Here is a 14,980-nt window from a genome sequence, read left to right on the forward strand (position 1 = left end):
GCGAGCGTGACCAGCTTCAGCCAAGGTTTGACAACCATTTGTTCTCTCCTTTACTCCGTGTTGATTTGTTGTGTTCAATATCCAGACTTGAAACCATGATCAAAGTGCGATCAGGCGATGTCACTGCGGGAGATCAATGCCATGGAGCCGCTCGATGGGCGCTCCTTATAGATAAGGACATGACTCGCGTGATTTTTTGAAATTTATTATGACCGTACTTTATAGCTGGTTTATATAAACGTGTAGCACCAGTACTATGACTCTTTCTGGTACCACTGATACCGCTTCAGCAGCCAGATAAAGCCACTGGCAGAGTAGTTGCTTTTATGTGTTTCCGGTAGCGGGTATACCCAGGCTTTGATGAGGAAGTATCGAGCGATACACAGTCAGAAAAATAAGGATAAACATTTTTGGTTTTTTCATACCGGGCTGTCGATATCTATGAATTGATGAGTGATACCAAATTTCTGCGCGATATGATCGCCCAATGCCTGTACCCCGTATCGCTCGGTGGCATGGTGCCCGGCCGCAATAAAAGCAACGCCGGACTCGCGGGCTTCATGAACGGTTCGCTCTGAAATTTCGCCGGTGATAAACGCATCTACGCCCAGACGGATAGCCTCGTCGAAATAATCTTGAGCGCCGCCGGTACACCAGGCTATGCGTGTCACCGTCTTCAAATCCTCGCCGATTACCAAAGGTTCGCGCCGTAGGACGCGTTCGATATTCATGCGCAGTTCCTTCACGTTCGACACGCCCGGCAAAAGCGTTCCGTGCATGGCAATTTCTTGATCGCCAAAACGGCTGGTTTCAACGAGACCTAACCTATGGGCCAGTTGAGCGTTATTGCCCAGCTCCGGGTGAGCGTCCAGCGGCAAATGATAGGAGAGAAGTCCGATGTCGTGCGCAATCAACCGCGCGATACGGCGGTGCTTCCTGCCAACAAGGCATGGGTCCTCACCGCGCCAGAAATAACCGTGATGTACGAGCAGCGCGTCTGCGCCTGCTTCTATAGCAGCTTGAATGAAATCCAACGAGGCGGTTACACCACTAACCAGATGACGCACCTCACTTCGGCCTTCCACTTGCAGCCCATTTGGGCAATAATCACGGAAATGGGCAATGTTCAGGAGTTGGTTCAAATAGATTTCGAGCTTATCCAATCGCATCATATTCGTCTGGTCTTTATAAAAATCATACTAAATCTCGAAACCTAAATCCCAAATGCACAAGCTCTGGCTGATTTTCGCACAAACGGTAACGATAGTCCTTGCCGCATTGTTTGTCGTTTCCACTTTAAGGCCCGAGCTGTTGCCCTGGCAATCGCGGGGGGGCGGCGGCGCCGTGGTAACTATAAAAGAAGCGGTTTCCGACACGGCGCACCCCAATGTGCCCCTGCCCGCCAGCTTCAGCGCTGCAGCGCAAAAGGCCATGCCATCGGTGGTCAACGTTTTTACCAGTAAAGAGGTGAAGATATCCTCCCATCCCCTGATGGAGGATCCCATGTTCCGGCGTTTCTTTGGCGATCGTTTCGAATCGCCGCAGAGCCGGCGTGCGTCGAGTCTCGGGTCCGGGGTAATTGTCAGTTCCGAAGGCTATATTCTTACCAATCACCATGTGATAGAAGCGGCGGATGAAATCGAGGTTGCGCTGGCCGACGGCAGGAAGGCCAAGGCACGCGTAATCGGTTCAGATCCGGAAACCGACCTTGCGGTTGTAAGAGTGGATATGGAAGCGCTTCCGACAATGACCTTCGGGCATTCCGATAATGCCCGGGTCGGCGATATCGTGCTTGCAATCGGAAACCCCTTCGGTGTGGGACAGACGGTTACGATGGGTATCATCAGCGCGCTGGGGCGGACACATATGGGCATCAATACCTTTGAAAATTTCATTCAGACTGATGCCGCCATCAACCCCGGCAATTCAGGAGGTGCCCTGGTTGACGTTTCCGGCAACCTGATCGGTATCAATACGGCGATTGTGTCTCGTACCGGTGGATCGCTCGGTATCGGCTTTGCCATTACAACCAGCGTGGCCAAACAAATAATGGAGCAGATTATCCAGACGGGTGGCGTAACGCGCGGCTGGATTGGAGTGGAAGTGCAAGACTTGACCCCGGAACTGGCTGAATCGTTCAAGCGCCCCAACACCAACGGCGCCTTGATCGCGGGAGTGCTCAAGGGTGGACCCGCAGATCGGGCCGGTGTAAAGCCAGGGGATATCATTGTGGCGGTGAAGGAAAGCCCGGTGGTTGATTCATCCGTGATGCTCAATCTGATCGCCGCATTGTTGCCTGGAGAAGCAGCCAACATTACCGTGATGCGCAATCAGACGGAGAAATCCATCGAGATCAATGTGGGCAAGCGACCCATGCCTGCGCCTCAAGACCAGTATCAAGACCCGGATGCAATAGACTAAAAGCTCAGTTATGTAACGTATAAGAAGTCAATTGCAAAATCCGTACGCTTTCTCGAATTTGGCAACATACATCACCCGGTAAATGCCGCTGCCCCCGGAAACTTTAAGGTTGCCCAAAATATTCGGGTAGGCAAATCGCGCTATCTTTAACGCAATACGGCCGCGAGATGCCTGCTACGGCGCAGATAGCGGTACGGAATGTTGCAGCGGGACTTCCCTGGTCTGGTTGGCGAAATCCGCGATCGCCCAGAGATTCCTTAGTCGTTTCTTTTCCTCGTTTCAGCCTCTTCCAGTTTCTGCTCCGTATCCATGTCGTTTGACGGTTGATGAGCTAATAGCTTTGCCGGTTGGGTAACAAGCCCTGCCACCAGTATGCCTAATTCGTAAAGCAAATAAAGCGGCACGGCCAGCATGAACTGTGAAACCACATCGGGGGGGGTGAATATGGCGCCGATGACGAATGCACCGACTAGAACATAACGACGTATTGCCTTTAGTTTTTCGACTGAGACAATGCCCGCCCGAACGAGTATCACGACCAATATCGGTACTTCAAAGGTGATGCCGAAGGCAATGAACATAGTCAGCACAAAATCGAGATACCTGCCGATATCGGTCATGACTGCCACGCCCTCTGGCGCGAATTGGGTGATGAATTCGAATACCAGGGGCAGAGCGGCAAAATAAGCAAACCCCATGCCGCATATGAACAGGAGGCTGCTGGTGAAGACGAGCGGCAGGACAAGGCGTTTTTCGTGGGAATACAACCCGGGCGCGACAAATGCCCATATTTGATAGAGCGTGTGCGGCAAAGTAATGATAAAAGCAGCCATCATGGCAACTTTCATCGGCACAAAAAAAGGCGTCACCACTTCGGTTGCAATCATCTGGCCCCCCTGTGGAAGTTTGTCCAGCAGAGGTTGTGCCAGCAATGAATAGAGTTCGCGGGCGTAGTAAGCGCAGGGGATAAAACCAAGCAGGAGCCCGCCGAATGCCCGTAGCAGCCTGGCACGAAGTTCCACAAGGTGGGAAATGAATGTTTCGTCGGTACTCATTATCCTAAATCCGGCAGTTGGCCCCTGTAGCGAGCCCACCAAAAAGGTGAAGATCACGGGATAAAAAAATGCTTTTCGATTATAGCGTTAAACCGGAAAATAAGCGGTCAACTGCCGGATTCAGGATTATTGTGAGCGGGGCCAAAAGAATTGAACCGGTAGATACCGATTCGTGTCAGCGAGTATATATTCTCCGGCGCTAAACTATTCGCGATGTACTTCTGGTCCGGCTGCGTCGTGACTTGATTCCGTTCTGATTGATGGCTTAGCGGGGCTGATTGGAGTGGGGGAAGGGAACGATGCTGCAGTATCTTCCTCCGTGGCCTTGGGAGAAGATGCGGAAACGGTCGTGGAAGGTTTTGGTTCTGTTTCCGTTTCCATCACGTCCTGGAACTGCGTCATTTCTTTTTGTACCGAGTCTTCGATGGAACGAGCAGTTCCCTCCACGGAAGCTTTCCATTTTTTGAGTTCTTCCAGTTCCATTTCTCGCTGGATGTCATTCTTGACATCATTGGCGTAACGTTGCGCCCGGCCGAACAGATGCCCTAGCGTACGCGCTACCTTGGGAAGGCGCTCAGGACCAATAACGACCAGCCCCACGATTGCTATAACGAGAATTTCCGTGAAGCTGATATCGAACATTTTTTATGGAAATTTACCGATGAAGCGTAGCGAGCGGCTATGGGATGCTATTTCCGTCATATGAGATCGTTGTATTCCATTAGCCGGATTTTTTACCTTTGTTCGCTGGCCTCATGATTTTGACTGCGTCTTTTCCCTGGCTTCCGCCTCGATGGTCCGGGCACCGGTTTGATGAGGCACAGAAGATAGCTCCTCTTCATCAGCCGTTTTTACCCCTTCCTTGAAGCCTTTAACTGCACCGCCCAGATCACTGCCGATATTGCGGAGTTTCTTGGTGCCAAATACCAGAACAACAATCAGCAGAACGATCAGCCAATGCCAAATGCTGAATGATCCCATCATTTACTCCTTTATCTCGGATGATGAATCATAGCCGGCAAACGCTCGGTGCCGCCTACGATATGAATATGCAAGTGATGAACCTCCTGCCCACCAACGCGTCCGGTGTTGATAATGGTACGAAAGCCGTCCGTGCAGCCTTGCTCCCTCGCCAGCCTGGGTATCAGTACCATCATCTTGCCCAGCAAACTGCGGTGCTTATCTTCGACTTCGTCAAGTGAACCTATGTGTAGCTTGGGTATCAACATGAAGTGTATCGGTGCTGCGGGGTGAATATCATGAAAAGCAAAAACGTCAGCATCTTCATAGATTTTTTCACTGGGAATTTCTCCCCGCACGATTTTACAGAAAACACAGCTGTCCATTTTTATCGCACCTTCCGCGCTGCTTTTTCATCCAGCCCCGAAACTCCCTCCCTGCGGAGGAGCTCGTTCAGCACATCGTCGGGCCCCACGTTGTGGTGGGCTAACAGCACCAGGCAGTGAAACCACAGGTCTGCGACCTCTCGTATTACATGCGATTTGTCCTGCTCTTTCGAGGCCAGCAAAACTTCTGCCGACTCTTCCGCAATTTTCTTCAGAATCTTGTCCTGCCCCTCATACAGCAACTTTGCGACGTACGAACTTTCAGGATCGGCATTTTTGCGGCCTTCAATAACTTCAGTCAGCCGGTAAAGAATAGCTGGATCGGTCATTTTTTGTATATTTCTTCCGGGCTCTTGATTACTGGCGTTGCCACTGCCCATTGGCCGTTTTCCAGTTTATTGAAAAAACAATTATGTCTGCCGGTATGACAAGCGATGCCGTCAACTTGTTCCACTGTCAGCAACAGAACGTCCTCATCGCAATCCAGCCGGATTTCTTTTACTTTCTGAACGTGCCCTGATTCCTCGCCTTTATGCCAGAGCTTCCTGCGAGAGCGCGACCAATAATGTGCCTCGCCGGTTTGCACAGTAAGCTTCAATGCTTCGCGATTCATCCAGGCGACCATCAGCACCGCCTTGCTGTCGGCTTCCTGCGTAACGACTTGCACGAGTCCGTCGTCGGACCAGTTTATCTTGTTGAGCCAAATGTCGGACATAGGTATGCTTTAGGATCAGGTTATTCGGAACGCTTTAAATATAGGTATTAAATGGAGCGCTTGGTGGCAAAGAGCTGATTCCGGGTTTCAGCTTGACTGGCATTAATGGATGCTCGGAAGATGCGATAAAGACCGCCTGATTTGACGGCGCACCGGGGATAATAGATAAACAAGTGAGCGCCTGCTTCTGCAGATCGGGTGGAATGAAGGATTTTTGGAAGCTGGTGTATCGGGTTTTCCGCTCCATAAAGGAAAGTAGCATAGCGATCATTCTCGTATTCGCCACTCCTTATCTTTGGGGCATCCCATCCCTGACCCGCTGCGGCGTCGTCGCATCATGTGAACGGACCGTTATTCTACTACTAAAGCCGTACCTCAATGCCATGTTCCGCCATATACCCTTTGGCCTGAAGTATACTGTAATCGCCATAGTGAAAAATACTGGCCGCCAGAACTGCGTCGGCATGGCCCTCTACGATTCCTTCCACCAGGTGATGTAAATTACCAACGCCGCCACTCGCGATCACCGGCACATCCACCGCGTCGGATACAGCGCGAGTCAGTGCCAGATCAAACCCGTTGCGAGTACCATCCTTATCCATGCTGGTAAGCAATATTTCGCCTGCCCCCAGCGATTGCAGTTTTTTTGCCCACTCGACCGTATCCATGCCGGTCGCCTGACGTCCCCCGTGAGTGAATACCTCCCAGCCGTTTTCCACCCGCTTGGCATCTATCGCCACTACGATGCACTGAGAACCGTAACGATCCGCGGCATCCGCCACCAGTCGAGGATTCTGCACCGCCGAAGTGTTGATGCTTACTTTATCGGCACCCGCATTCAACAGCCTTCGCACATCTTCCACCTTGCGCACCCCGCCACCCACTGTTAACGGAATGAATACCTGAGCTGCAACTTCCTCAATGATACGAAGAATCAAGTCACGGTTATCAGAACTGGCAGTGATGTCGAGGAAGGTCAGCTCATCCGCTCCCTGATCACCGTAACGGCGTGATATTTCGACAGGATCACCCGCATCCCGAAGCCCGACAAAATTAATGCCTTTGACAACACGGCCATTTGTTACGTCAAGGCAGGGAATAATACGCTTGGCAAGACCCATACGATACCTTTATAAATCGCAAATTTGCCAGCATCCGCTTTGCGAACAGATGCGCAGCCACTTCGTATCCTTAGTTAACAGATCATCTATCCGGAACCCGAATTCAGGGGTATCCGGAGAATTCAGCACCTCTTCCATAGGGGAAGCAAGATAAAGAACAAGAAGGTTATAAATCCTGAAGCCGAATTTACCGCAGTTCTATTTTTTCGAAATGAAGACCGAGCTTTATCAGGAAAGGGATTTATCGCGGGAGATTTTCATACTTAGCTCATCCGCCAATGCTTGCGCCCGTTTGAAATCCAGAGCGCCTTCATACAGGGCGCGTCCCGTAATTGCACCCATGATACCTTCCAACTCGAGGTCGCAGAGCGCTTTCACATCGTCAAGATTGCCGATGCCCCCGCTGGCAATGACGGGAATGGTAAGTGCCCTGGCCAGTTCCACCGTGGCCTCCACATTGACGCCGCTTAACATGCCGTCACGCCCGATATCAGTATAAATGATCGCTTCGACCCCATAATCCTGAAATTTTTTGGCGAGATCCACGACGTCGTGACCAGTAACTTTGGACCAGCCATTGACGGCCACCTTCCCGTCCTTCGCGTCCAGACCTACCATGATATGGCCGGGGAAAGCGTTGCAGGCATCGTGCAGGAATCCTGGCGTCTTCACCGCTGCGGTGCCGATGATAATGTAAGTTATGCCATCGTCGAGATAACGCTCGATAGTTTCGAGGTCACGTATGCCACCCCCGAGTTGTGTCGGAATTTCGTCACCAATAGCCTCAACAATATCACGTATGGCCGGTTCATTTTTTGGCCTGCCGGCAAACGCGCCATTCAGGTCCACCAGATGCAATCGGCGCGCGCCCTGGCTCAGCCAATGGCTGGCTATGGCGCCGGGGTCTTCGGAAAACACCGTGGCGTTTTCCATCACGCCCTGTTTCAGGCGTACGCACTGGCCGTCTTTCAGGTCTATCGCAGGAATAATCAGCATTTTTGAGTCAGGTTTAAAGTGTAGAGGTGAGTTTTTAGGTTTGGATCGGGAAGAGGTCACGCGTGGACTTGACTATCCCTTCCTGAAACTGAAACGGTTCCCATCGCACAAAATTATTCAGCAGCGTCAACCCTGCGTCATGGCTTTTTTCCGGGTGAAACTGGACGGCAAAAATATTATCCTTGGCCACCGCGCTAGTAAAAGAAAAGGGATAGTTGGTGGTAGCTGCCGTCGATTCCGGGTTGGCGGTTTCCACATAATAACTATGCACGAAATAAAAGCGTGCATCGCTGGGGATATCTTTCCACAAGGGATGTTCAATGGCTTGGTGAACCTGGTTCCAGCCCATGTGCGGCACTTTGAATCGCAGCCCGCTGCTATCTGCCACCGACGTGGAAGGAAAACGCCGCACAGTGCCGGTCACAATACCGAGGCCTTCTACGTTGCCTTCTTCGCTGCTGTCGCACAGCATTTGCAGGCCGATGCAGATACCGAGAAAAGGTTTGCTCATCGCTGCATAGCGCACCGCGCTGCGCAATCCGCGTTTATCCAGTTCGCGCAGGCAGTCGGGCATTGCGCCTTGACCTGGAACCACTACACGCCCAGCCTTCCGCACTACCTCCGGATCGTCGGTGATGACAATGGAGGCGGTCGGCGCGACATGTTCCAGCGCTTTGGACACCGAGCGCAAATTACCCATGCCGTAGTCAACGATTGCAATATCAGTCATGCTGGGTAGATGAGGGTTGAGGGCGTCTACAAGGAGCCTTTGGTGGATGGAATCGTATCCAAGGCGCGGGGGTCGGTTTCGATTGCCATGCGCAATGCACGTCCAAATGCCTTGAATATGGTTTCTGCCTGATGATGCGCGTTGCAGCCGACCAGATTGTCAATATGCACGGTCATCAAGGCATGATTTATAAACCCTTGAAAAAACTCCTTTATCAAATCCACGTCGAACTCGCCGATGCGGGCGCGTACAAATTTGACATTAAACGCCATGCCCGGGCGTCCCGAGAGATCCACCACCACACGCGTCAATGCCTCGTCCAGCGGCACATAAGCTTGGCCGTAACGTCGCAGGCCCTTCTTGTCCCCAATAGCTTGCTTGAATGCCTGTCCAAGGGTGATGCCGATATCCTCTACCGTATGATGGGCGTCGATATGGAGATCGCCTCTAGCAGCGATCTCCATATCTATCATGCCGTGACGCGCTACCTGGTCCAGCATATGATCGAGAAATGGCACTCCCGTATCCAGCGCTACGTTCCCGGTACCATCCAGATTAACTTTGACGTCAATTTGGGTTTCCAGGGTGTTTCGGTTAATTTGGGCCTGACGCATGGATGGGTTAATTTAATTGTTGGATTTATCAAGCGAGGCCTGAAGCGCCATCAGAAATTTCATGTTTTCGTCGGGTTTGCCCACTGTGACGCGCAGGCAATTCTTCAATAGCGGGTGGTGCCCGTCAAGATTTTTGATCAATATTCCGCGCTCTTTAAGTCCCAGAAATACCCGATTGGCTTCATTCCCGTCACCCTCTCGAGTCACGCGGAACAAAATGAAATTCGCATCCGTCGGGAAAACCTTGATACCGTTCAGTGCCGCCAGCCGTTCACCCATTAACGAGCGTTCGGCTTTGATCGCTGTGGCCTGTTGCATCAGGACATCACGATGCTGCAATACCTTTTCCGCGATCAGTTGGGTGACAACGCCTACATTATACGGCAAACGCAATTTTTCAAGCTGTATCAACCATTCAGATCTTCCGGCCAGGAGTCCCAGCCTTAAACCCGCCAGCCCCAGCTTGGAAAGCGTGCGCATCAATAACAGATTGGGGTATTGCGCCAGCTTGCCCATAAAGCTTGCATCGGCGAAGACATGATAAGCCTCATCCACGACCACCACGCCAGGAGCAGCTTCAATAATACGTGAGATTGCTTCGCTGTCAAACAGGTTGCCAGTGGGGTTATTTGGATATGCAATAAAAATTACCGCTGGCTGGTGCTGCGCAATGGCGGCAAGCATCGCGTCCATATCAAGTGAAAAATCAGAATTTAACGGCACCCCTGCATATTTCATCCCGGCGAACACGGCAGTCATGCGAAACATGACAAAGGCGGGTTCGACACTCATCAACACTGCTCCAGGTCTGGCGAAGGCCAAAGCGATGATCTGGATGATCTCGTCCGAACCGTTACCTAGCATGATTTCCATACCTGGCGGGATCGAAAGTGCTTTCCGCAATGCGTTTTTAAGTGAAGCAGCGCTCGCATCGGGATAACGGTTGATCGGCGCGCCGGCCGTGAGCCGTGAAATCTCTTCGCATAACTCGGGTGGAAGAGAATAAGGATTCTCCATTGCGTCCAGCTTCACCATTCCGCTTGCAGGCGGTACGTGATAAGCGGAGAGCGCGAGGATCTCGGGCCGAATGATTTGATCGGGCGATGCTGGCATTTTTATATGACTCAGCTTCGATTTACGGCCGGCAGCATACGGCATACAGTATGGCTTGGCTCTGAAAGAATCCGTCGAATCATTTCACGTCGACGCCATTCCTGATCCGATATTCCGCAGACATCGCATGGGCTTGCAAACCCTCTCCATGAGCCAGGATGGAAGCTATCGGACCTAATTTTGCCGCGCCCTGTTCCGACACCTTGATAATACTGCTACGTTTCTGAAAATCGTACACGCCTAACGGTGATGAGAAGCGTGCGGTACGAGAGGTGGGCAACACATGATTGGGGCCAGCGCAATAATCGCCGAGCGCTTCGGAAGTGTAACGGCCCAGGAAAATGGCGCCGGCATGCCTGATCTTTTCCAGCCATTTTTCCGGCTGTTCAACCGATAGCTCAAGATGCTCCGGTGCGATATGGTTGGCTATGGCGCAGGCTTCGTCCAGATCTCGTACCTGGATCAACGCGCCACGGTCTTCCAGCGAAGCCCGTATTACCGCCTTGCGCGGCATCGCTTCCAGTTGGCGGGCAATACTTGCCGCTACCGCGTCGATAAAATCGGCATCGGGGGAGAGCAGGATCGCTTGCGCCAGCTCATCATGCTCCGCCTGTGAAAACAGATCCATGGCAATCCAGTCGGGATTTGTTTTGCCGTCACAAATCACCAGGATTTCTGAAGGTCCCGCTATCATGTCTATGCCTACCATACCGAATACGCGGCGCTTAGCCGCTGCCACATACGCGTTGCCGGGGCCGACGATCTTGTCGACGTGCGGCACAGCCGAGGTGCCATAAGCCAGTGCGCCGACGGCTTGAGCGCCGCCAATGGTAAATATTCGCTCAACCCCGCAAATGGCTGCGGCAGCCAGCACGAGATCATTTATCTCGCCACCGGGGGTCGGTACGACCATGACGAGTTCGCCCACGCCTGCCACCTTGGCGGGAATTGCGTTCATCAGCACGGAGGAAGGATAAGACGCCTTGCCGCCTGGAACGTACAGGCCAACACGATCCAGCGGGGTTACTTTCTGGCCGAGGAGCGTACCGTCAGGTTCGATATAGCTCCAGGATTGTGCCAGCTGCTTTTCGTGGTAAGCGCGCACGCGCAATGCGGCTTGTTCCAGGGCCTCACGCTGATCTGCAGGCAGGTCTTGCAGGGCTTGTTGCACGCGTTGGCGGGGCAATTCGAGTGCCGCTGCCGAAACTGGATCCCAATTGTCGAAACGACGCGTATATTCCAGCAGGGCTTCATCACCCCGCTTCTTGATATCAACAAGAATGTCGGCGACGGCTGCCTCCAGCTTCGCATCCTGGACGTTTTCAAAAGCCAGCAGTTCCGCTAGTGCTTCGTTGAAGCGGACATCGGTAGAGGACAGCCGTTTGATTTGAATCATGGGAAGGCGCGTGGATTTATTGATTTTGACGTTTTTGCTAATTCATGCTTCATTTGATGATTGCCGCAGAGAAAGCTTCCAGCATTGGCTGTATCGCTTCCCGCTTCAATTTCAGTGCTGCCTGATTGATGACCAGTCGCGCCGAAATCGGCATGATCTCTTCCACTGCCTTCAGATGGTTGGCCTTTAGCGTGCCACCGCTGGAAACCAGATCCACAATCGCGTCCGCCAATCCTACCAGCGGCGCGAGTTCCATCGAACCGTAGAGCTTGATAAGATCCACGTGCATGCCTTTTTCGGCAAAGTGTTCACGTGCTGTTTGTAAATATTTCGTTGCGACTCGCACTCGCGCTCGCCGGCTCACGGCCTCTTCGTAATTGAAATCATCGCGCACCGCCACCATCATGCGGCAGCAGGCAATATTCAAGTCCAGCGGCTGATAAAGCCCTGCGCCGCCATGCTCCAGCAGTACGTCCTTTCCCGCGATGCCCATATCCGCGGCGCCGTACTGCACGTAAGTGGGTACATCCGAGGCTCGTACAATGATAAGCCGCACGTCACCACGATTGGTCGCAAGGATCAGCTTACGCGACGTTTCAGGATCATCTAGCGCGACGATACCGGCTGCTTTCAACAACGGCGCAGTATCGTCAAAAATGCGGCCCTTGGAAAGGGCGATCGTAATGCTCGTCATGGAGGATTCTGCAAAGGCCTCATTTTAACCCAAAAGTGGCAAGCCGACGTTACCCGCAAAATATTCAACGAATAACCCCCTCAGGAATTCAAGCTGGTGCTTCGGCGAAATTCAAGTCAGCTGACAGATGCGGAGACCTACAAAGGTTTCGGTCCCTTAGAGAACAGAAAAACCGACGATAACAACCCGAGTGCGACCATGCATGTAGCGCCACGCTATGGTGGTTCCCCGGCTTAGGTACTAGCTCTTCAATGCTTGGGCATGGTTGGGCCTGTACGGTCTTTACCTATGGGTGAAAAGGGATTCTGTCGTCGAATTACTCGCAATAACTCCTGGATAAAGAATTACCCAACCTTCGTTTTGAAGTTCCTATAAAAACTCCAAAACGAGAAAAAAAAGCCTTAATACCTTAAAAAAAATGTGGACTTCACAATTTCTTCACAATTTCTTCACAATTTCATCACACTTAATTCTTGATACTTCACATCTTCTTCACAAGTACTTCACATTAAATTCACACTTACTTCACACTTACTTCACGTTTACTTCACATTTCCTTCACAAAATACTTAGGAAGCGGAGTCGAAGTTGAAGTAAGAATCCACAAAAAGTAAAAGCGAAAATAAAAAATGCCACTAAAGTTTGGAACAAATAATAGCGTTAATAGAGGTTGGATAAGCGGTACTAAAAAACTTTTCGGTCTCTTTCTGTTTCTTGTGACAGCCTGTATGTCTTCTGCCGTACTTGCGAAAACAGACAGCGAGCTTAAGAAGAGGCTCGAAACCCTGGAAGCAAGGATTCTGGAGTTGGAAGCGCGTTTGGAGAGTAAAGGGGGGCAAGGGGATCGAAATACCGTGAGCACAGATCACGGTGTCGGCAAGGAAAAATTACACGATACCGTGACGGTGCAGTCTTCTGCTTCGCCCGCGCAAACAGGTAACGAGTTCAAGAAGAAGCCGGAAGCCGTGGGAACAAAAGTTGCAAACGTGGAAAAACCGGTGGCGGGCGCAGGATGGCAGGATGCCGATGGTGGAGGTCACGGCCTTGACAGGAAAAAATTTCATGGTGGCGTGACCTTGAAGCAGGATGCGTTCTTTGGTTTTCAAACCATACTCGATGCAGAATATGAAGTCCTCGACAATATCGACTTCACTTTTTATAGCTGGCTATGGACGAGTCCCAATTTCGGCCGCAGCCGGGTGGTTTCCGGTCCGAACGGCACTCAGGTCGATGCTGGTGGTAACGGGCTGTGGACTGAGGTCGGCATGGGTCTGAATTTTCACTTTCTCAACCATGCATTAAGTATCAATCCCCAGATAGGCATGCTGAACGGCGCCTTATTATCCAGCAAAATCGTCGGCAGGGGTATTCGGGCTGGGGAAGGCGTGGTGCCCAGTATGACGATAAACTATAATGACGACCATTTTACCGGGCAGGCGTATCTTGCCTACTATATGGCTATCCGCGATGAGCGGGCCAGGGATTTCATCCATAACTGGATCAGCCTCGGTGTCAAACCGGCGCTGTTCAATTTTAAAAATACACCGGTCAGTTCCGTAGGCGTTCACTGGGAGCATCTGCGATTCCATAAAGACAGGATAGAAGGAAATACCGGGACGGTTTATAACTGGATAGGTCCCTATATCGAATTTGCGCTGCCTATGAATCTCGCCCTGCGCTTCGCGGCTGGTGCTGATCTCAAGGGAGACGTGTCCAAGGAATTCTATCAAGCCAGCATCAAGGTTCATTTCTAGAGCTAGCAGCCTGTCGGACTTAAAGAATCGCAGCGAAAAAGTGACTGGGTGAGGCCAGATTTTGAGGATTTGAAGGCCAATAGTTATTCTATTGGTCCAAAAAACAGCGAAATATCAAACCGGCCAGACGCTTTTGCAGCCGATTTCCTTTAAGTCCGACAGGCTACTAAAAGTGAATATGCGCACAGGAATGAGGATCCTTGACTTGTACTCCAGATGAATATGGGTATTACATCAGGATTGACCCCCATCAGTATTCTGAAGCGAGCGCTGAAACACAATAGAAGTGTTGTTCCGCAATAGTATTGTATGCGTAGTCATACCGATGATGGTACAGGCATTGCCCGGCCATTGGCGGGCAAAAGGGTGGGAAAAGTGAGCGAATTGGCGTCGCCCAAGTGCAATCGGCGACCTGGTGCGCCAGGTCATTCTTTAACGTCCATGCCGAGATTACCGGTCTTGAGGCCGAACGGCAAATCGGGGAACTGAGATGCAGGAGAAGATGGATTGTATGACAAGCGCCGAGTTGCGCGCCGTGATGGCAGAATTACGTCCGCCGGACGTATGCGATCTGGTGGAGCGCGACCACGAGGTATTGGCTGCCCGGCAGGCTCGCGATTCCTTATCAGAGCAATTGCGGCAGGCCAGAATGGACGTAATGAACGCGGAGCGTCAGATGGACAGCTGGAGATCTGCTCACCCCTTGCGGGCCAAGCTTCATGATTTCGGACTAATGCCGACCAGATTTCTCGCCGAGCGCAACGAGATGAAGTCCGCAGCGGAAATAGAAGTACTGAAGCTGGTTCCACGTGTTCACGACGTTACTGAGTATGTAAGTAACATAGAGAACGAGGTCGAGGCTCGTATCCTGCTAGAGCAGGCGCCTGTGCGCGAGCGCATGGCCGAGTTGGAGCGTCTTGAGCGGCGGAAGGCTATGCGGGAACTGACCGAGCGGTGGCAAACACGGGAGTTGGGCAATACCCATTCAGTGTTTAAGCCCGGGATGAAAGCTTATGATTGAGGCG

19 protein-coding genes are annotated in these 14,980 nt (G+C 51.7%); 4 read left to right on the forward strand and 15 right to left on the reverse strand.

Annotation, left to right across the window (positions count from 1 at the left end; translation table 11 throughout):
* Positions 1–200, forward strand: a 200-nt coding sequence (locus BUA28_RS16110) for a hypothetical protein (RefSeq protein ID WP_218587256.1), incomplete at its 5' end; no start/stop codon positions are given.
* A 219-nt stretch (positions 201–419) separates the two neighbouring features.
* On the opposite strand, the gene BUA28_RS09365 is transcribed toward BUA28_RS16110, so the two are convergent.
* Complete coding sequence (locus BUA28_RS09365) at positions 420–1,169, reverse strand: Nif3-like dinuclear metal center hexameric protein (protein ID WP_072767947.1); 750 nt, start codon at positions 1,167–1,169, stop codon at positions 420–422.
* A gap of 55 nt (positions 1,170–1,224) precedes the next feature.
* On the opposite strand from BUA28_RS09365, the gene BUA28_RS09370 reads away from it, so the two are divergent.
* Positions 1,225–2,421 (forward strand): Do family serine endopeptidase, encoded by a 1,197-nt coding sequence (locus BUA28_RS09370; protein WP_072767860.1) that lies wholly within the window; start codon positions 1,225–1,227, stop codon positions 2,419–2,421.
* 257 nt (positions 2,422–2,678) lie between these two features.
* Here the strand turns inward: BUA28_RS09370 and tatC are convergent, their stop codons facing one another.
* The 14 genes from tatC to hisG all read right to left on the reverse strand — a co-directional run bounded on the left by tatC (position 2,679) and on the right by hisG (position 12,201).
* Positions 2,679–3,476, reverse strand: a complete 798-nt coding sequence (tatC, locus tag BUA28_RS09375) for a twin-arginine translocase subunit TatC (protein ID WP_072767861.1) — start codon at positions 3,474–3,476, stop codon at positions 2,679–2,681.
* A 204-nt stretch (positions 3,477–3,680) separates the two neighbouring features.
* The gene (gene tatB / locus BUA28_RS09380; RefSeq protein WP_072767862.1) at positions 3,681–4,118 is read right to left on the reverse strand and encodes a Sec-independent protein translocase protein TatB; all 438 of its coding nucleotides are present in this window, start codon (positions 4,116–4,118) and stop codon (positions 3,681–3,683) included.
* 111 nt (positions 4,119–4,229) lie between these two features.
* Positions 4,230–4,457, reverse strand: a complete 228-nt coding sequence (gene tatA / locus BUA28_RS09385; RefSeq protein WP_072767863.1) for a Sec-independent protein translocase subunit TatA — start codon at positions 4,455–4,457, stop codon at positions 4,230–4,232.
* Positions 4,458–4,468: 11 nt separating this feature from the next.
* The gene (locus BUA28_RS09390; protein ID WP_072767864.1) at positions 4,469–4,822 is read right to left on the reverse strand and encodes a histidine triad nucleotide-binding protein; all 354 of its coding nucleotides are present in this window, start codon (positions 4,820–4,822) and stop codon (positions 4,469–4,471) included.
* Positions 4,823–4,824: 2 nt separating this feature from the next.
* The gene (locus tag BUA28_RS09395; RefSeq protein ID WP_072767865.1) at positions 4,825–5,151 is read right to left on the reverse strand and encodes a phosphoribosyl-ATP diphosphatase; all 327 of its coding nucleotides are present in this window, start codon (positions 5,149–5,151) and stop codon (positions 4,825–4,827) included.
* Complete coding sequence (gene hisI, locus BUA28_RS09400) at positions 5,148–5,537, reverse strand: phosphoribosyl-AMP cyclohydrolase (RefSeq protein WP_072767866.1); 390 nt, start codon at positions 5,535–5,537, stop codon at positions 5,148–5,150. Before hisI ends, BUA28_RS09395 begins: the two co-directional genes overlap by 4 nt.
* A gap of 34 nt (positions 5,538–5,571) precedes the next feature.
* Positions 5,572–5,808 carry a hypothetical protein gene (locus BUA28_RS09405; RefSeq protein WP_072767867.1) on the reverse strand — a complete coding sequence of 79 codons (237 nt, stop codon included), beginning with the start codon at positions 5,806–5,808 and terminating at the stop codon, positions 5,572–5,574.
* Between the two features lie 91 nt (positions 5,809–5,899).
* On the reverse strand, positions 5,900–6,658 hold the full coding sequence (hisF, locus tag BUA28_RS09410; protein WP_072767868.1) for an imidazole glycerol phosphate synthase subunit HisF: 759 nt from the start codon (positions 6,656–6,658) through the stop codon (positions 5,900–5,902).
* Positions 6,659–6,886: 228 nt separating this feature from the next.
* Positions 6,887–7,654 (reverse strand): 1-(5-phosphoribosyl)-5-[(5-phosphoribosylamino)methylideneamino]imidazole-4-carboxamide isomerase, encoded by a 768-nt coding sequence (hisA, locus tag BUA28_RS09415; protein WP_072767869.1) that lies wholly within the window; start codon positions 7,652–7,654, stop codon positions 6,887–6,889.
* Between the two features lie 34 nt (positions 7,655–7,688).
* Positions 7,689–8,384 carry an imidazole glycerol phosphate synthase subunit HisH gene (hisH, locus tag BUA28_RS09420; RefSeq protein WP_072767870.1) on the reverse strand — a complete coding sequence of 232 codons (696 nt, stop codon included), beginning with the start codon at positions 8,382–8,384 and terminating at the stop codon, positions 7,689–7,691.
* 26 nt (positions 8,385–8,410) lie between these two features.
* Positions 8,411–8,998 (reverse strand): imidazoleglycerol-phosphate dehydratase HisB, encoded by a 588-nt coding sequence (gene hisB / locus BUA28_RS09425; RefSeq protein ID WP_072767871.1) that lies wholly within the window; start codon positions 8,996–8,998, stop codon positions 8,411–8,413.
* A 12-nt stretch (positions 8,999–9,010) separates the two neighbouring features.
* The gene (gene hisC / locus BUA28_RS09430) at positions 9,011–10,111 is read right to left on the reverse strand and encodes a histidinol-phosphate transaminase (protein ID WP_072767948.1); all 1,101 of its coding nucleotides are present in this window, start codon (positions 10,109–10,111) and stop codon (positions 9,011–9,013) included.
* A gap of 79 nt (positions 10,112–10,190) precedes the next feature.
* Complete coding sequence (gene hisD / locus BUA28_RS09435) at positions 10,191–11,507, reverse strand: histidinol dehydrogenase (protein WP_178297992.1); 1,317 nt, start codon at positions 11,505–11,507, stop codon at positions 10,191–10,193.
* 49 nt (positions 11,508–11,556) lie between these two features.
* Entirely contained in the window at positions 11,557–12,201 is a 645-nt protein-coding gene (gene hisG, locus BUA28_RS09440) for an ATP phosphoribosyltransferase (RefSeq protein WP_072767872.1), read from the reverse strand.
* Positions 12,202–12,929: 728 nt separating this feature from the next.
* Here hisG and BUA28_RS09445 point away from each other — a divergent pair.
* Both BUA28_RS09445 and BUA28_RS09450 read left to right on the forward strand, forming a co-directional pair.
* Entirely contained in the window at positions 12,930–13,955 is a 1,026-nt protein-coding gene (locus tag BUA28_RS09445; protein WP_256598286.1) for a DUF6733 family protein, read from the forward strand.
* 511 nt (positions 13,956–14,466) lie between these two features.
* Complete coding sequence (locus tag BUA28_RS09450) at positions 14,467–14,976, forward strand: hypothetical protein (RefSeq protein ID WP_143148490.1); 510 nt, start codon at positions 14,467–14,469, stop codon at positions 14,974–14,976.
* Positions 14,977–14,980 lie beyond the last annotated feature (4 nt).

Source organism: Nitrosospira sp. Nsp11, from assembly GCF_900142705.1.
In the GTDB taxonomy this organism is placed as follows: Bacteria; Pseudomonadota; Gammaproteobacteria; order Burkholderiales; family Nitrosomonadaceae; genus Nitrosospira.